The organism is Thauera butanivorans (assembly GCF_048398245.1).
Lineage (GTDB): Bacteria > Pseudomonadota > Gammaproteobacteria > Burkholderiales > Rhodocyclaceae > Thauera > Thauera butanivorans.
The window spans coordinates 3817220-3829932 of the sequence record NZ_CP183038.1 but is presented as its reverse complement, the minus strand read 5'-3'; the positions used below and the strand labels follow the sequence as shown (position 1 = coordinate 3829932).

Below are 12713 nucleotides of genomic sequence, written 5' to 3'. Positions count from 1 at the left end.
TTCACAGTAACGACAAACCAGAGGACTCACAGACATGGCAAAGGGTAAGTTCGAACGTACCAAGCCGCACGTCAACGTTGGCACGATTGGTCACGTTGACCACGGCAAGACGACGCTGACGGCCGCGATCACGACGGTGCTGACGAAGAAGTTCGGCGGCGAGGCGAAGGACTATGCGTCGATCGACAGCGCGCCGGAAGAAAAGGCGCGCGGCATCACGATCAACACCTCGCACGTCGAGTACGAGACGGCCGACCGTCACTACGCGCACGTCGACTGCCCGGGTCACGCCGACTACGTCAAGAACATGATCACCGGTGCGGCGCAGATGGACGGTGCGATCCTGGTGTGCTCGGCCGCGGACGGCCCGATGCCGCAGACGCGCGAGCACATCCTGCTGGCGCGCCAGGTGGGCGTGCCCTACATCATCGTCTTCCTGAACAAGTGCGACATGGTCGACGACGAAGAGCTGCTCGAGCTGGTCGAGATGGAAGTGCGCGAACTGCTGTCGAAGTACGACTTCCCGGGCGACGACATCCCGATCATCAAGGGTTCGGCGCTGAAGGCGCTCGAAGGCGACCAGTCGGAGATCGGCGAGCCGGCGATCTTCCGTCTGGCCGAAGCGCTGGATACCTACATCCCGACGCCGGAACGTGCGATCGACAAGCCCTTCCTGCTGCCGATCGAAGACGTGTTCTCGATCTCGGGTCGTGGCACCGTGGTGACGGGCCGTGTCGAGCGCGGCATCGTCAAGGTTGGCGAGGAAATCGAAATCGTCGGCATCAAGCCGACGGTCAAGACCACCTGCACCGGCGTCGAAATGTTCCGCAAGCTGCTGGATCAGGGTCAGGCGGGCGACAACGTCGGCGTGCTGCTGCGCGGCACCAAGCGTGAAGACGTCGAGCGTGGCCAGGTGCTGGCCAAGCCGGGTTCGATCACGCCGCACACCCACTTCACGGGTGAGGTGTATGTGCTGTCGAAGGAAGAGGGTGGTCGTCACACGCCGTTCTTCAACAACTACCGTCCGCAGTTCTACTTCCGTACGACGGACGTGACCGGCTCGATCGAGCTGCCGGAAGGCACCGAGATGGTGATGCCGGGCGACAACGTGTCGATCACGGTGAAGCTGATCGCGCCGATCGCGATGGAAGAAGGTCTGCGTTTCGCGATCCGCGAAGGCGGCCGCACCGTCGGCGCCGGCGTCGTCGCCAAGGTCATCGAGTAATACTCGTTGCGGGCGGAATCTCCGGATTCCGCCCAACGCTCTTTTCGCTCTTTAGGAAATACCATGCAGAACCAGAAAATCCGCATCCGTCTGAAGGCCTTCGACTATCGCCTGATCGACCAGTCGGCGCTCGAGATCGTCGATACCGCCAAGCGCACCGGCGCCGTCGTCCGTGGCCCCGTGCCGCTGCCGACCCGCATCGAGCGTTTCGACCTGCTGCGCTCGCCGCACGTCAACAAGGCTTCGCGCGACCAGATGGAAATCCGTACCCACCAGCGCCTGATGGACATCATCGATCCGACCGACAAGACGGTCGACGCGCTGATGAAGCTGGACCTTCCGGCAGGTGTGGATGTCGAGATCAAGCTGCAGTAAGCAATCCCTGCTTGCGAAAGCTTGGAACAGGCCGGTATAATCCGGCCTTTGTGCCTTTTGGCGCATTAATTGTGACCCCCGGTCAATCGCAACCGGGATTCAGGAGAAAAATATGAGTCTAGGCCTTGTTGGACGCAAGGTCGGCATGACTCGCATCTTCGCCGAGGATGGCAGGTCCATTCCGGTGACGGTGCTTGACGTGTCGGACAATCGTGTGTCCCAGATCAAGACCTCTGAAACCGACGGCTATGCCGCGGTTCAGGTCGCTTATGGCAAGCGTCGCGCCAGCCGGATCACCAAGCCGGTGGCGGGCCATCTGGCCAAGGCGGGCGTCGAGCCCTGCCGCGGCATGAAGGAATTCCGCGTCGCCGAAGATCAGCTGTCCGGCTTCAATGCTGGCGACACGATCAGCGTCGACCTGTTCCAGGTCGGCCAGAAGGTTGACGTGACCGGCGTGACGATCGGCAAGGGCTTCTCGGGCCCGATCAAGCGTCACAACTTCTCGTCCAATCGTGCTTCCCACGGTAACTCCATCTCGCACCGCTCGCCCGGTTCGATCGGCATGGCGCAGGATCCGGGTCGCGTGTTCCCGGGCAAGCGCATGGCCGGTCAGTACGGCAACGTCCAGCGCACGACCCAGGGTCTGGAGATCGTTCGCATCGACGCCGAGCGCCAGCTGCTGCTGGTGAAGGGTGCTGTGCCCGGTTCGAAGGGTGGCGACGTCGTCGTCTGCCCGGCGGTCAAGGCTTGAGGAGCGCGGAATGGAACTGAAACTCTTGAATGATCAGGGTCAGGCCGCGTCGACGCTGCAGGCGTCGGATGTGCTGTTTGGCCGTGATTACAACGAAGCGCTGGTGCACCAGGTCGTGACGGCCTATCTTGCCAATGCGCGTTCGGGTAACCGCAAGCAGAAGGGCCGTTCCGAGGTCGCCAAGTCGACCCGCAAGCCCTTCCGCCAGAAAGGTACGGGCAATGCCCGCGCCGGTATGGCGTCGAGTCCGCTGTGGCGCGGGGGCGGCAAGATCTTCCCGAACACGCCGGACGAAAACTTCAGCCAGAAGGTCAACCGTAAGATGTATCGCGCGGGTGTGGCGGCGATCCTGTCGCAGCTGGCGCGCGAAGACCGTCTGGCGGTGGTCGACAGCTTCAGCGTCGAGGCGCCGAAGACGCGTCTGCTGTCGCAGAAGCTGAAGGGCATGGGCCTGGACTCCGTCCTGGTCATCACCGACGAAATCGACGAGAACCTGTTCCTGTCTTCGCGCAACCTGCACCAGGTTCTGGTGCTGTCGGTCAGCGAAGCGGATCCGGTGTCGCTGGTGCGTTTCCCGAAGGTGCTGGTCACCAAGGGTGCGCTGGCGAAGATGGAGGAAGCGTGGCAATGAGCGCGATCAGTCAGGAACGTCTGCTGCAGGTGCTGCTCGCCCCGCAGATCTCCGAAAAGGCGACCTTCGTCGCCGACAAGAATGAGCAGGTGGTGTTCAAGGTCGCAGCCGACGCCACCAAGCCCGAAGTGAAGGCGGCTGTCGAGTCGCTGTTCAAGGTCGAGGTCAAGTCCGTTCAGGTGCTGAACGTCAAGGGCAAGGCCAAGCGTTTCGGCAAGACCATGGGGCGCCGCAAGGACTGGAAGAAGGCTTTCGTCTGCCTGAAGCCCGGCCAGGAAATCAACTTCGCGGCCGGGGAGTAATAGATCATGGCAATCGTAAAACTCAAGCCGACCTCGGCCGGTCGCCGTGCCCAGGTCAAGGTGGTCAATCCCGACCTCTACAAGGGTCGTCCGCTCGCCTCGCTGGTCGAGAAGCAGAGCAAGAATGCCGGCCGCAACAACAGCGGTCGCATCACCATCCGCCACCAGGGCGGTGGCCACAAGCAGCATTACCGCATCGTCGATTTCCGTCGCAACAAGGACGGCATCCCGGCCAAGGTCGAGCGCATCGAGTACGACCCGAACCGTTCGGCGAACATCGCGCTGCTGTGCTATGCCGATGGCGAGCGTCGCTACATCATCGCGCCGCGCGGCGTCGAAGTCGGCCAGCAGCTGCTGAGCGGCGTCGAAGCGCCGATCAAGCCGGGCAATGCACTGCCGATCCGCAACATTCCGGTCGGTTCGACGATCCACTGCATCGAAATGATGCCGGGCAAGGGTGCGCAGATCGCTCGCGCCGCAGGTACTTCGGTGCAGCTGCTGGCGCGCGAGGGCAGCTATGCCCAGCTGCGTCTGCGTTCCGGTGAAATCCGCCGCGTGCACGTCGAGTGCCGCGCGACGATCGGTGAAGTCGGCAACGGCGAACACGGTCTGCGCAAGATCGGCAAGGCCGGTGCCAACCGCTGGCGCGGCATCCGCCCGACCGTTCGCGGCGTGGCGATGAACCCGGTCGATCACCCGCACGGTGGTGGCGAAGGCCGCACCGGCGAGGCTCGCGAGCCGGTCAGCCCGTGGGGTACGCCTGCCAAGGGTTATCGCACCCGTAGCAACAAGCGCACCGACAACATGATCGTGCAGCGTCGTCACAAGCGTTAAGGGGTAAAAGATGGCACGTTCTATCAAAAAAGGCCCGTTCATCGACGCGCACCTCCTGAAGAAGGTCGACGCGGCACGGACGAGCAACGACAAGCGCCCGATCAAGACCTGGTCGCGCCGTTCCACGGTTCTGCCCGATTTCATCGGTCTGACGATTGCCGTGCATAACGGCAAGCAGCACATTCCGGTGTTCGTGACCGAGAACATGGTCGGCCACAAGCTGGGTGAGTTCGCGCTGACGCGTACCTTCAAGGGTCACGCCGCCAGCAAGAAGGCCAAGCGCTAAGAGGGACGACATGGAAACCAAAGCAATTCTCCGTGGCGTTCGGCTGTCGGCCCAGAAGGGCCGCCTGGTCGCCGACCTGGTTCGCGGCAAGCCCGTCGAGCAGGCGCTGAACATCCTGGCGTTCTCGCCGAAGCGCGGCGCCAAGATCATCCGCAAGGTGGTCGAGTCGGCCATTGCCAACGCCGAGCACAACGACGGCGCTGATATCGACGCGCTGAAGGTCAAGACCATTCACGTGGAAGAAGGGATGACGCTGAAGCGCTTCACCGCGCGTGCGAAGGGTCGCGGCAACCGCATCCTCAAGCCCACCTGCCACGTCTACGTGACCGTCGGCGAGTAAGGAGTAAACATGGGTCAGAAAATCAATCCCACTGGCTTCCGTCTCGCCGTCACGCGTGACTGGGGTTCGCGCTGGTTCGCTTCCAGCCGTGACTATGCCGGTATGCTGCATGAAGACCTGAAGGTGCGCGAGTACCTGAAGAAGCGCCTGGCGCACGCCTCGGTCGGCCGCGTGGTCATCGAGCGCCCGGCCAAGAACGCCCGCGTGACGCTGTACAGCGCGCGTCCCGGCGTCGTGATCGGCAAGAAGGGTGAGGACATCGAAGCGCTGAAGCGCGATCTGCAGAAGATCGTCGGCGTGCCGGTCCACGTCAATATCGAGGAAGTGCGCAAGCCCGAAGTCGATGCCAAGCTGATCGCCGACTCGATCGCCCAGCAGCTCGAGAAGCGCATCATGTTCCGCCGTGCGATGAAGCGCGCGATGCAGAACGCCATGCGCCTCGGTGCGCAGGGCATCAAGATCATGAGCTCGGGCCGCCTGAACGGCGCCGAAATCGCCCGTACCGAGTGGTACCGTGAAGGCCGTGTGCCGCTGCACACCCTGCGCGCCAACATCGACTACGGCGTTTCGGAAGCCAAGACGACCTACGGCATCATCGGCATCAAGGTCTGGGTGTTCAAGGGCGAAATGCTGGGCCGCAACGAGCAGCCGGTCGCTGCCGAGCCTGAAGCCGACAACCGCCGTGGCCGCCGTGGCGCTCCGCGTGACGGCGAAGGCCGTCCGGGTCGCCGTCCCGCTCGTCGTGGCGAAGGCCGGCAAGAAGAAAGCAGGGGTGAATGATGCTGCAGCCGACTAGAAGGAAATATCGCAAGGAGCAGAAGGGCCGCAACACCGGTATCGCTACCCGTGGTGCGAAGGTGTCCTTCGGCGAGTTCGGCCTGAAGGCGGTCGGTCGCGGTCGCCTGACCGCGCGCCAGATCGAATCGGCGCGTCGTGCGATGACCCGCCACATCAAGCGGGGCGGTCGTATCTGGATTCGCATCTTCCCGGACAAGCCGATTTCGCGTAAGCCCGCCGAAGTGCGTATGGGTAACGGCAAGGGCAACCCGGAGTACTGGGTTGCGGAAATCCAGCCCGGCAAGGTGCTGTATGAGATGGACGGCGTGGACGAAGCGCTCGCCCGTGAAGCATTCCGGCTCGCAGCCGCCAAGCTTCCGATCGAGACGGTCTTCGTGACTCGCATGGTGGGAGCTTGAGCATGAAGGCGAGTGAACTCCGCGCCAAGAGCGCTGATGAGTTGAACACGGAGCTGGTCGAACTGCTGAAGGCGCAGTTCTCGCTGCGCATGCAGCACGCGACGCAGCAGTTGGGTAATACGAGTCAGATCGGGAAGGTTCGTCGCGACATCGCGCGCGTCCGTACCATCCTGCGCGAAAAGGCGGGTCAGCAATGAGCGAACAGGTTCAAAAGGTTCGTCGCGCGCTGGTTGGGCGTGTGGTGAGCGACAAGATGCAGAAGACCGTCACGGTCCTGGTCGAAAGCCGGGTCAAGCATCCGCTGTACGGCAAGATCATCACGCGTTCGGCGAAGTACCACGCGCACGTCGAAGACGGTGCGGCCGCGGCCGGTGATCTGGTCGAAATCGAGGAATGCCGCCCGATCTCGCGTACCAAGACCTGGCGTGTCGCCAAGGTGCTCGAGAAGGCACGCGTCATCTGAGTGGCGAGTAAGTAGCAAATGAAAAAACAGCTTGGCGCCTCGGTGCCAAGCTGTTATACTTTTGCCTCTTTGCTCCGGGGCTCGCTCGGGGCATCCTACCCTGACGGGTTCCAAGACTGTCCGCGAATGCGGGATAAGTTGGAGATATTTTCATGATTCAAATGCAGTCCAGACTGGACGTGGCCGACAACACCGGCGCACGCTCGGTGATGTGCATCAAGGTTCTGGGTGGTTCGAAGCGCCGCTATGCCGGCGTCGGCGACATCATCAAAGTGACCGTGAAGGATGCCGCGCCGCGTGGCCGTGTGAAGAAGGGTGACGTCTATAACGCCGTGGTGGTTCGCACTGCCAAGGGTGTTCGTCGTCCTGACGGCTCGCTGGTCAAGTTCGACAACAACGCGGCCGTCCTCCTGAACAACAAACTCGAGCCGATCGGCACCCGTATCTTCGGGCCGGTGACGCGCGAGCTGCGCTCCGAGCGGTTCATGAAGATCGTCTCGCTGGCGCCTGAAGTGCTCTGAGGAGTCGCTAGATGAACAAGATCCGCAAGGGTGACGAAGTGGTGGTGCTGACGGGCAAGGATCGCGGCCGTCGTGGCACCGTGCTGCGCCGCGTCGATGACGAGCGCGTCGTGGTCGAAGGTGTGAATCGGGTCAAGAAGCATGTGCGCCCGAATCCCCTGAAGGGTGAAGTGGGTGGCATCGTCGAAAAGGAAATGCCCATCCATGTCTCGAACGTCGCGCTGTTCAATCCCGCCACCCAGAAGGGTGATCGCATCGGGATCAAGACGCTTGAAGACGGCCGGAAGGTCCGCTTCTTCAAGTCGAACGGCGAGCTGGTGAACGCCTAAGGAGTGACGATGGCTCGCTTGCAACAGGTTTATAGGGACGAAGTCGCGCCGGCGCTGCAGAAGCAGTTCGGCTACAAGTCCGTGATGGAAGTGCCGCGCATCACCAAGATCACCCTGAACATGGGTGTCGGTGAAGCCGTCGGCGACAAGAAGATTCTGGAACACGCCATCGGCGACATGACCAAGATCGCCGGTCAGAAGCCGGTCGCCACCAAGGCGCGCAAGTCGATCGCCGGCTTCAAGATCCGCGACGGCTATCCGATCGGCTGCATGGTGACGCTGCGTGGTCCGCGCATGTTCGAATTCCTCGATCGCCTGGTGACGATCGCGCTGCCGCGTGTTCGCGACTTCCGTGGTATCGGTGCCAAGGGCTTCGATGGCCGTGGCAACTACAACCTCGGCGTCAAGGAACAGATCATTTTCCCGGAAATCGAGTACGACAAGATCGATGCTCTGCGCGGGATGAACATCAGCATCACGACGACGGCGAAGACGGACGAAGAGGCGCGCGCGCTTCTGGGTGCGTTCAAGTTCCCGTTCAAGAATTGAGGGTGATATGGCGAAACTCGCTCTGATCAACCGCGAAGCCAAGCGTGCGAAGCTGGTGGCCAAGTTTGCCTCTAAGCGTGCCGCGCTGGTTGCGCAGGTCCAGGACACCAAGCTGTCCGAAGAAGAACGCATGGCGGCCCGTCTTGCGCTGCAGCAGCTGCCGCGCAATGCGAACCCGACGCGCCAGCGCAATCGTTGCGCGCTGACCGGTCGTCCGCGCGGTGTGTTCCGCAAGTTCGGTCTGTGCCGCAACAAGCTGCGCGAGATCGCTTTCCGCGGCGAAGTGCCTGGCATGACCAAGGCGAGCTGGTAAGGAGAATTCGAAGATGAGTATGTCCGATCCCATCGCCGACATGCTGACGCGCATCCGCAACGGCCAGCAGGCTCAGAAGGCATCGGTGTCGATGCCGTCGTCGAAGCTGAAGGTCGCGATCGCGAAAGTGCTGCAGGACGAAGGTTATATCGACGGCTTCGCCGTCAACGACGAAGCCGGCAAGCCGACCCTGGATGTGGCGCTGAAGTACTACGCGGGCCGTCCGGTGATCGAGCGCATCGAGCGTGTCAGCCGCCCCGGTCTCCGTATCTACAAGGGTAGCGACGAGCTGCCGCGCGTGATGAACGGTCTCGGCGTCGCGATCGTGTCCACGCCGCGCGGCGTGATGACCGACCGCAGCGCGCGGGCCAACCGCGTCGGCGGCGAAGTTCTCTGCCTGGTCGCTTGAGGGGAGAAGCAATGTCTCGTGTAGCTAAGAATCCGGTGGCGATTCCGAGTGGTGTGGAGGTCGTGATCTCCGATGCCGAAATCGCCGTCAAGGGCCCCCTGGGCACGCTGCGCCAGCCGCTGACCGGCCAGGTCAGCATCGAGCGCGAAGGCAATGAGCTCGTCTGCAAGGCGCGCGAAGGCGTGGAAAACTCCCGCGCGATGTCGGGTACCGTCCGTGCGCTGGTGAATAACATGGTGACCGGCGTGACCAAGGGCTTCGAGCGCAAGCTGACCCTGGTCGGCGTGGGCTACCGTGCCCAGGCTCAAGGCGACAAGCTCAACCTGTCGCTCGGTTTCTCGCATCCGGTGGTGCACCAGATGCCGGAAGGCGTGAAGGTCGAAACGCCTTCGCAGACCGAGATCCTGATCAAGGGCAGCGACAAGCAGAAGGTTGGCCAGGTTGCGGCCGAGGTGAGAGCTTACCGCGCTCCCGAACCCTACAAGGGCAAGGGCGTCCGCTACGCGGATGAAGTGGTGGTTCTCAAGGAAACCAAGAAGAAGTAAGGCGGTTCGTCATGAACAAGAAAGAAACTCGTCTTCGCCGTGCGCGCAAAACTCGCGCCAAACTCGCGGAGCTCAAGGCGGTTCGCCTCGCGGTGTTCCGGTCCAACTGCCACATCTACGCCCAGGTCATCTCGGGTTGCGGCTCCAAGGTGCTCGCCGCAGCGTCGACGGTCGAAGCCGATGTCCGCGCCCAGGTGCCGAACGGCGGCAACAAGGCTGCCGCGGAGCTCGTCGGCAAGCTGATCGCCGAGCGTGCGAAGGCTGCCGGCATCGAGCAGGTCGCGTTCGACCGCTCGGGTTTCCTGTATCACGGCCGCGTCAAGGCGCTGGCCGAGGCTGCCCGCGAAGGCGGCCTCAAGTTCTAAGCGAGGAATCGAATGGCTAAGCAGCAAACCAAACGTGCGCAAGCCTCCGACGAGCGCGATGACGGCCTGCGGGAGAAGATGGTCGCGATCAATCGCGTGACCAAGGTCGTCAAGGGCGGCCGGATCCTCGGCTTTGCCGCGCTGACCGTGGTCGGCGACGGTGACGGCGCGATCGGCATGGGCAAGGGCAAGTCGCGCGAAGTGCCGGTGGCGGTGCAGAAGGCGATGGACGAAGCGCGTCGCAAGATGCGCAAGGTCTCGCTGAAGAACGGCACCCTGCAGCACACGGTGATCGGCAAGCACGGCGCCGCTTCGGTGCTGATGCAGCCCGCACCGGCCGGTACCGGCATCATCGCCGGTGGCCCGATGCGCGCCGTGTTCGAAGTGATGGGCGTCACCGACGTGATCTGCAAGTGCATTGGCTCGGCCAATCCTTACAACGTCGTGCGTGCCACCATCAACGGCCTGATGGCGATCAACACCCCGGCGGAAATTGCGGCCAAGCGCGGCAAGACCGTCGAAGAGATCCTGGGGTAAGCGATGTCGGACAAGAAAATCAAGGTGACGCTCGTCAAGAGCGTGATCGGCACCAAGCAGTCGCACCGCGCCACCGTTCGCGGTCTGGGCCTGCGCCGCCTCAACCACACGGTCGAGCTGGCGGATACGCCCGAAGTGCGCGGCATGATCAACAAGGTGTCCTACCTGCTCAAGCGTGAGGGTTGATATGCGCCTGAATAACATCAAGCCGGGTGCCGGCTCCAAGTCGGCCGCCAAGCGCGTCGGCCGTGGCATCGGCAGTGGCCTGGGCAAGACCTGCGGCCGCGGCCACAAGGGCCAGAAGTCGCGTGCAGGCGGTTTCCACAAGACGGGTTTCGAGGGCGGTCAGATGCCCCTGCAGCGTCGTCTGCCGAAGCGCGGCTTCGTCTCGCTGACGCGCGCCCGCAACGTCGAAGTGCGTCTGTCCGAACTGGCGGCCGTGCCGGTCGAGGAAATCGATCTGCTGACGCTGAAGCAGGCGGGCGTGGTGCCGGGCGATGCGCTGTCGGCCAAGGTGGTGCTGTCCGGCGCGATCGACCGCAAGGTCGTTCTGCGTGGCGTCGGTGCGACCAAGGGTGCCAAGGCGGCGATCGAAGCTGCCGGCGGTTCGGTGTCGGCTGAGTAATAAAGGGACGAGCTGTGGCCAATCCTTCCGCCACGCTGGGCAATCCGGGACGGTTCGGCGACCTCAAGCGTCGCCTGCTGTTCCTGCTGGGCGCGCTGATCGTCTATCGCTTGGGCGCTCACATTCCCGTCCCCGGCATCGATCCGGATCAACTGGCCGAGCTGTTCCAGTCTCAGGCCGGCGGCATCCTCGGGGTCTTCAACCTGTTCTCCGGCGGGGCGCTGTCGCGCTTCACCATCTTCGCGCTGGGCATCATGCCCTACATTTCGGCCTCGATCATCATGCAGTTGATGACCGTGGCGGTGCCGAGTCTCGAGGCGCTGAAGAAGGAAGGCGAAGCAGGGCGCAGGAAGATCACGCAGTACACGCGCTACGGTACGCTGGTGCTTGCCTTCGCCCAGTCGCTGGGCATGGCGATCGCGCTCGAAGGCCAGCCGGGGCTGGTGCTCGATCCGGGTCTGACCTTCCGCTTCGTGACCGTCGCCACGCTCGTCACCGGGACGATGTTCCTGATGTGGCTGGGCGAGCAGATCACCGAGCGCGGGATCGGCAACGGCATCTCGATCATCATCTTCGCCGGTATCGTCGCGGGCCTCCCGAGTGCCATCGGCGGACTGTTCGAGCTGGTGCGCACGGGTTCGATGCACCCCTTCACGGCGCTGTTCATCTGCGTGCTGGTGGTGCTGGTGACGGGTTTCGTGGTGTTCGTCGAGCGCGGCCAGCGCAAGATCCTGGTGAACTACGCCAAGCGCCAGGTCGGCAACAAGATCTATGGCGGGCAAAGTTCCCATCTGCCGCTGAAGCTGAACATGTCGGGGGTAATTCCGCCGATCTTCGCCTCGAGCATCATCCTGTTCCCGGCGACGCTGGGGCAGTGGTTCGGTTCGTCGGAAGGGATGTACTGGCTGCGTGACATCGCTTCCACGCTGTCTCCCGGCCAGCCGATCTACGTGATGCTGTATGCGCTGGCGATCGTGTTCTTCTGCTTCTTCTATACCGCGCTGGTGTTCAATGCGCGGGAGACGGCAGACAACCTGAAGAAAAGCGGTGCATTCGTCCCGGGTATCCGGCCGGGCGATCAGACCGCGCGTTACATCGACAAGATTCTCATGCGGCTGACGCTGGCTGGCGCGGTGTATATCACCCTGGTCTGCCTGCTGCCCGAGTTCCTGATCCTGAAATGGAACGTTCCGTTCTACTTCGGCGGCACTTCGCTGCTGATCATCGTGGTTGTCACGATGGATTTCATGGCGCAGGTTCAGGCGGCGGTGATGTCGCACCAGTACGAGAGTCTGCTGAAGAAGGCGAACTTCAAAGGGGCGGGTTTCCCGACCAGGTAACATGACGAAGGAAGATGTTATCGAGATGCAGGGCGAGGTCACGGAAAACCTGCCCAACGCAACGTTTCGTGTGAGGCTCGAGAACGGCCACATGGTTCTCGGCCACATCTCCGGAAAAATGCGGATGCACTACATCCGCATCCTTCCTGGTGACAAGGTGACGGTGCAGCTCACCCCTTACGACCTGACAAAGGGCCGGATCGTCTTCCGGACCAAGTGAGAATAGAGAAACAGGAGCAAGAACATGCGAGTCCAGGCGTCAGTCAAGCGGCTTTGCCGCAATTGCAAGATCATTCGCCGCAAGGGTGTCGTGCGCGTCATCTGCACCGATCCGCGGCATAAGCAGCGCCAGGGTTGATTAAGTCAACTCTAGCTATTAAAATTTAATGTTTAGCGTTTTGGGGTAGACGGATGGCCCGTATTGCTGGGGTAAACATTCCCAATCACAAGCACGCCGAGATCGCGTTGACCGCAATCTTTGGGATCGGCCGTACGCGTGCTCAGAAAATCTGCGACGCCGCGGGCATCGTGCGCTCGATCAAGATCAAGGATCTGACCGAGTCGGACATGGAAAAGCTGCGCGACGAAGTGGGCAAGTTCGTCGTCGAAGGCGATCTGCGCCGCGAAGTGACGATGAACATCAAGCGACTGATGGACCTGGGCTGCTACCGCGGCGTCCGCCATCGTCGCGGCCTGCCGCTGCGGGGTCAGCGTACCCGTACGAATGCGCGTACCCGCAAAGGTCCCCGCAAGGCGATCGCCGGCAAGAAGTAATAG

The 12713-nt window shown here is 62.5% G+C and carries 26 protein-coding genes; all 26 read left to right on the top strand.

Features of this window, described 5'->3' with window-relative positions:
* The first annotated feature begins 34 nt into the window (after nucleotides 1–34).
* A complete protein-coding gene (tuf, locus tag ACNQFN_RS18525) occupies nucleotides 35–1225 on the top strand; it encodes an elongation factor Tu (RefSeq protein WP_418647214.1) in 1191 nt (396 codons plus the stop codon).
* A 63-nt stretch (nucleotides 1226–1288) separates the two neighbouring features.
* Entirely contained in the window at nucleotides 1289–1600 is a 312-nt protein-coding gene (gene rpsJ, locus ACNQFN_RS18520; RefSeq protein ID WP_002931577.1) for a 30S ribosomal protein S10, read from the top strand.
* A 112-nt stretch (nucleotides 1601–1712) separates the two neighbouring features.
* A complete protein-coding gene (gene rplC / locus ACNQFN_RS18515) occupies nucleotides 1713–2351 on the top strand; it encodes a 50S ribosomal protein L3 (protein ID WP_068638385.1) in 639 nt (212 codons plus the stop codon).
* A gap of 10 nt (nucleotides 2352–2361) precedes the next feature.
* A complete protein-coding gene (gene rplD / locus ACNQFN_RS18510) occupies nucleotides 2362–2982 on the top strand; it encodes a 50S ribosomal protein L4 (RefSeq protein WP_068638388.1) in 621 nt (206 codons plus the stop codon).
* Nucleotides 2983–2987: 5 nt separating this feature from the next.
* A complete protein-coding gene (rplW, locus tag ACNQFN_RS18505; RefSeq protein WP_304650851.1) occupies nucleotides 2988–3284 on the top strand; it encodes a 50S ribosomal protein L23 in 297 nt (98 codons plus the stop codon).
* Between the two features lie 6 nt (nucleotides 3285–3290).
* Nucleotides 3291–4118, top strand: a complete 828-nt coding sequence (gene rplB, locus ACNQFN_RS18500; protein ID WP_068638391.1) for a 50S ribosomal protein L2 — start codon at nucleotides 3291–3293, stop codon at nucleotides 4116–4118.
* Between the two features lie 10 nt (nucleotides 4119–4128).
* Nucleotides 4129–4404, top strand: coding sequence for a 30S ribosomal protein S19 (gene rpsS, locus ACNQFN_RS18495; protein WP_002931587.1), 276 nt, complete (start codon nucleotides 4129–4131; stop codon nucleotides 4402–4404).
* 10 nt (nucleotides 4405–4414) lie between these two features.
* Entirely contained in the window at nucleotides 4415–4744 is a 330-nt protein-coding gene (rplV, locus tag ACNQFN_RS18490; RefSeq protein WP_068638393.1) for a 50S ribosomal protein L22, read from the top strand.
* Between the two features lie 9 nt (nucleotides 4745–4753).
* A complete protein-coding gene (gene rpsC / locus ACNQFN_RS18485; RefSeq protein ID WP_068638395.1) occupies nucleotides 4754–5524 on the top strand; it encodes a 30S ribosomal protein S3 in 771 nt (256 codons plus the stop codon).
* The gene (gene rplP / locus ACNQFN_RS18480) at nucleotides 5524–5940 is read left to right on the top strand and encodes a 50S ribosomal protein L16 (protein WP_068638402.1); all 417 of its coding nucleotides are present in this window, start codon (nucleotides 5524–5526) and stop codon (nucleotides 5938–5940) included. The genes rpsC and rplP overlap by 1 nt, the downstream gene beginning before the upstream one ends.
* Before the next feature lie 2 nt (nucleotides 5941–5942).
* Nucleotides 5943–6137: a 50S ribosomal protein L29 gene (gene rpmC / locus ACNQFN_RS18475; RefSeq protein WP_068638397.1), complete on the top strand. Its 195-nt coding sequence runs from the start codon at nucleotides 5943–5945 to the stop codon at nucleotides 6135–6137.
* Complete coding sequence (gene rpsQ / locus ACNQFN_RS18470; RefSeq protein WP_068638399.1) at nucleotides 6134–6403, top strand: 30S ribosomal protein S17; 270 nt, start codon at nucleotides 6134–6136, stop codon at nucleotides 6401–6403. The genes rpmC and rpsQ overlap by 4 nt, the downstream gene beginning before the upstream one ends.
* A 152-nt stretch (nucleotides 6404–6555) precedes the next feature.
* Nucleotides 6556–6924: a 50S ribosomal protein L14 gene (gene rplN, locus ACNQFN_RS18465; RefSeq protein WP_004332368.1), complete on the top strand. Its 369-nt coding sequence runs from the start codon at nucleotides 6556–6558 to the stop codon at nucleotides 6922–6924.
* Nucleotides 6925–6935: 11 nt separating this feature from the next.
* Entirely contained in the window at nucleotides 6936–7253 is a 318-nt protein-coding gene (rplX, locus tag ACNQFN_RS18460; RefSeq protein WP_004258231.1) for a 50S ribosomal protein L24, read from the top strand.
* 9 nt (nucleotides 7254–7262) lie between these two features.
* The gene (rplE, locus tag ACNQFN_RS18455) at nucleotides 7263–7802 is read left to right on the top strand and encodes a 50S ribosomal protein L5 (RefSeq protein ID WP_068638403.1); all 540 of its coding nucleotides are present in this window, start codon (nucleotides 7263–7265) and stop codon (nucleotides 7800–7802) included.
* A 7-nt stretch (nucleotides 7803–7809) separates the two neighbouring features.
* Nucleotides 7810–8115, top strand: coding sequence for a 30S ribosomal protein S14 (gene rpsN / locus ACNQFN_RS18450; protein WP_068638404.1), 306 nt, complete (start codon nucleotides 7810–7812; stop codon nucleotides 8113–8115).
* A 13-nt stretch (nucleotides 8116–8128) separates the two neighbouring features.
* Nucleotides 8129–8524 carry a 30S ribosomal protein S8 gene (rpsH, locus tag ACNQFN_RS18445; protein ID WP_068638405.1) on the top strand — a complete coding sequence of 132 codons (396 nt, stop codon included), beginning with the start codon at nucleotides 8129–8131 and terminating at the stop codon, nucleotides 8522–8524.
* Between the two features lie 11 nt (nucleotides 8525–8535).
* On the top strand, nucleotides 8536–9069 hold the full coding sequence (rplF, locus tag ACNQFN_RS18440; RefSeq protein ID WP_068638406.1) for a 50S ribosomal protein L6: 534 nt from the start codon (nucleotides 8536–8538) through the stop codon (nucleotides 9067–9069).
* An 11-nt stretch (nucleotides 9070–9080) separates the two neighbouring features.
* Nucleotides 9081–9434 (top strand): 50S ribosomal protein L18, encoded by a 354-nt coding sequence (rplR, locus tag ACNQFN_RS18435; protein WP_004258249.1) that lies wholly within the window; start codon nucleotides 9081–9083, stop codon nucleotides 9432–9434.
* A gap of 12 nt (nucleotides 9435–9446) precedes the next feature.
* Nucleotides 9447–9971: a 30S ribosomal protein S5 gene (gene rpsE, locus ACNQFN_RS18430; RefSeq protein WP_068638407.1), complete on the top strand. Its 525-nt coding sequence runs from the start codon at nucleotides 9447–9449 to the stop codon at nucleotides 9969–9971.
* Between the two features lie 3 nt (nucleotides 9972–9974).
* Nucleotides 9975–10157, top strand: a complete 183-nt coding sequence (gene rpmD / locus ACNQFN_RS18425; protein WP_004332362.1) for a 50S ribosomal protein L30 — start codon at nucleotides 9975–9977, stop codon at nucleotides 10155–10157.
* A 1-nt stretch (nucleotide 10158) separates the two neighbouring features.
* Complete coding sequence (rplO, locus tag ACNQFN_RS18420) at nucleotides 10159–10596, top strand: 50S ribosomal protein L15 (protein WP_068638408.1); 438 nt, start codon at nucleotides 10159–10161, stop codon at nucleotides 10594–10596.
* A gap of 14 nt (nucleotides 10597–10610) precedes the next feature.
* Complete coding sequence (gene secY / locus ACNQFN_RS18415; RefSeq protein WP_068638409.1) at nucleotides 10611–11936, top strand: preprotein translocase subunit SecY; 1326 nt, start codon at nucleotides 10611–10613, stop codon at nucleotides 11934–11936.
* 1 nt (nucleotide 11937) lies between these two features.
* On the top strand, nucleotides 11938–12156 hold the full coding sequence (infA, locus tag ACNQFN_RS18410) for a translation initiation factor IF-1 (RefSeq protein ID WP_004298457.1): 219 nt from the start codon (nucleotides 11938–11940) through the stop codon (nucleotides 12154–12156).
* A gap of 24 nt (nucleotides 12157–12180) precedes the next feature.
* Complete coding sequence (gene rpmJ, locus ACNQFN_RS18405; RefSeq protein WP_004258276.1) at nucleotides 12181–12294, top strand: 50S ribosomal protein L36; 114 nt, start codon at nucleotides 12181–12183, stop codon at nucleotides 12292–12294.
* Nucleotides 12295–12347: 53 nt separating this feature from the next.
* On the top strand, nucleotides 12348–12710 hold the full coding sequence (gene rpsM, locus ACNQFN_RS18400; RefSeq protein ID WP_068638410.1) for a 30S ribosomal protein S13: 363 nt from the start codon (nucleotides 12348–12350) through the stop codon (nucleotides 12708–12710).
* Nucleotides 12711–12713 lie beyond the last annotated feature (3 nt).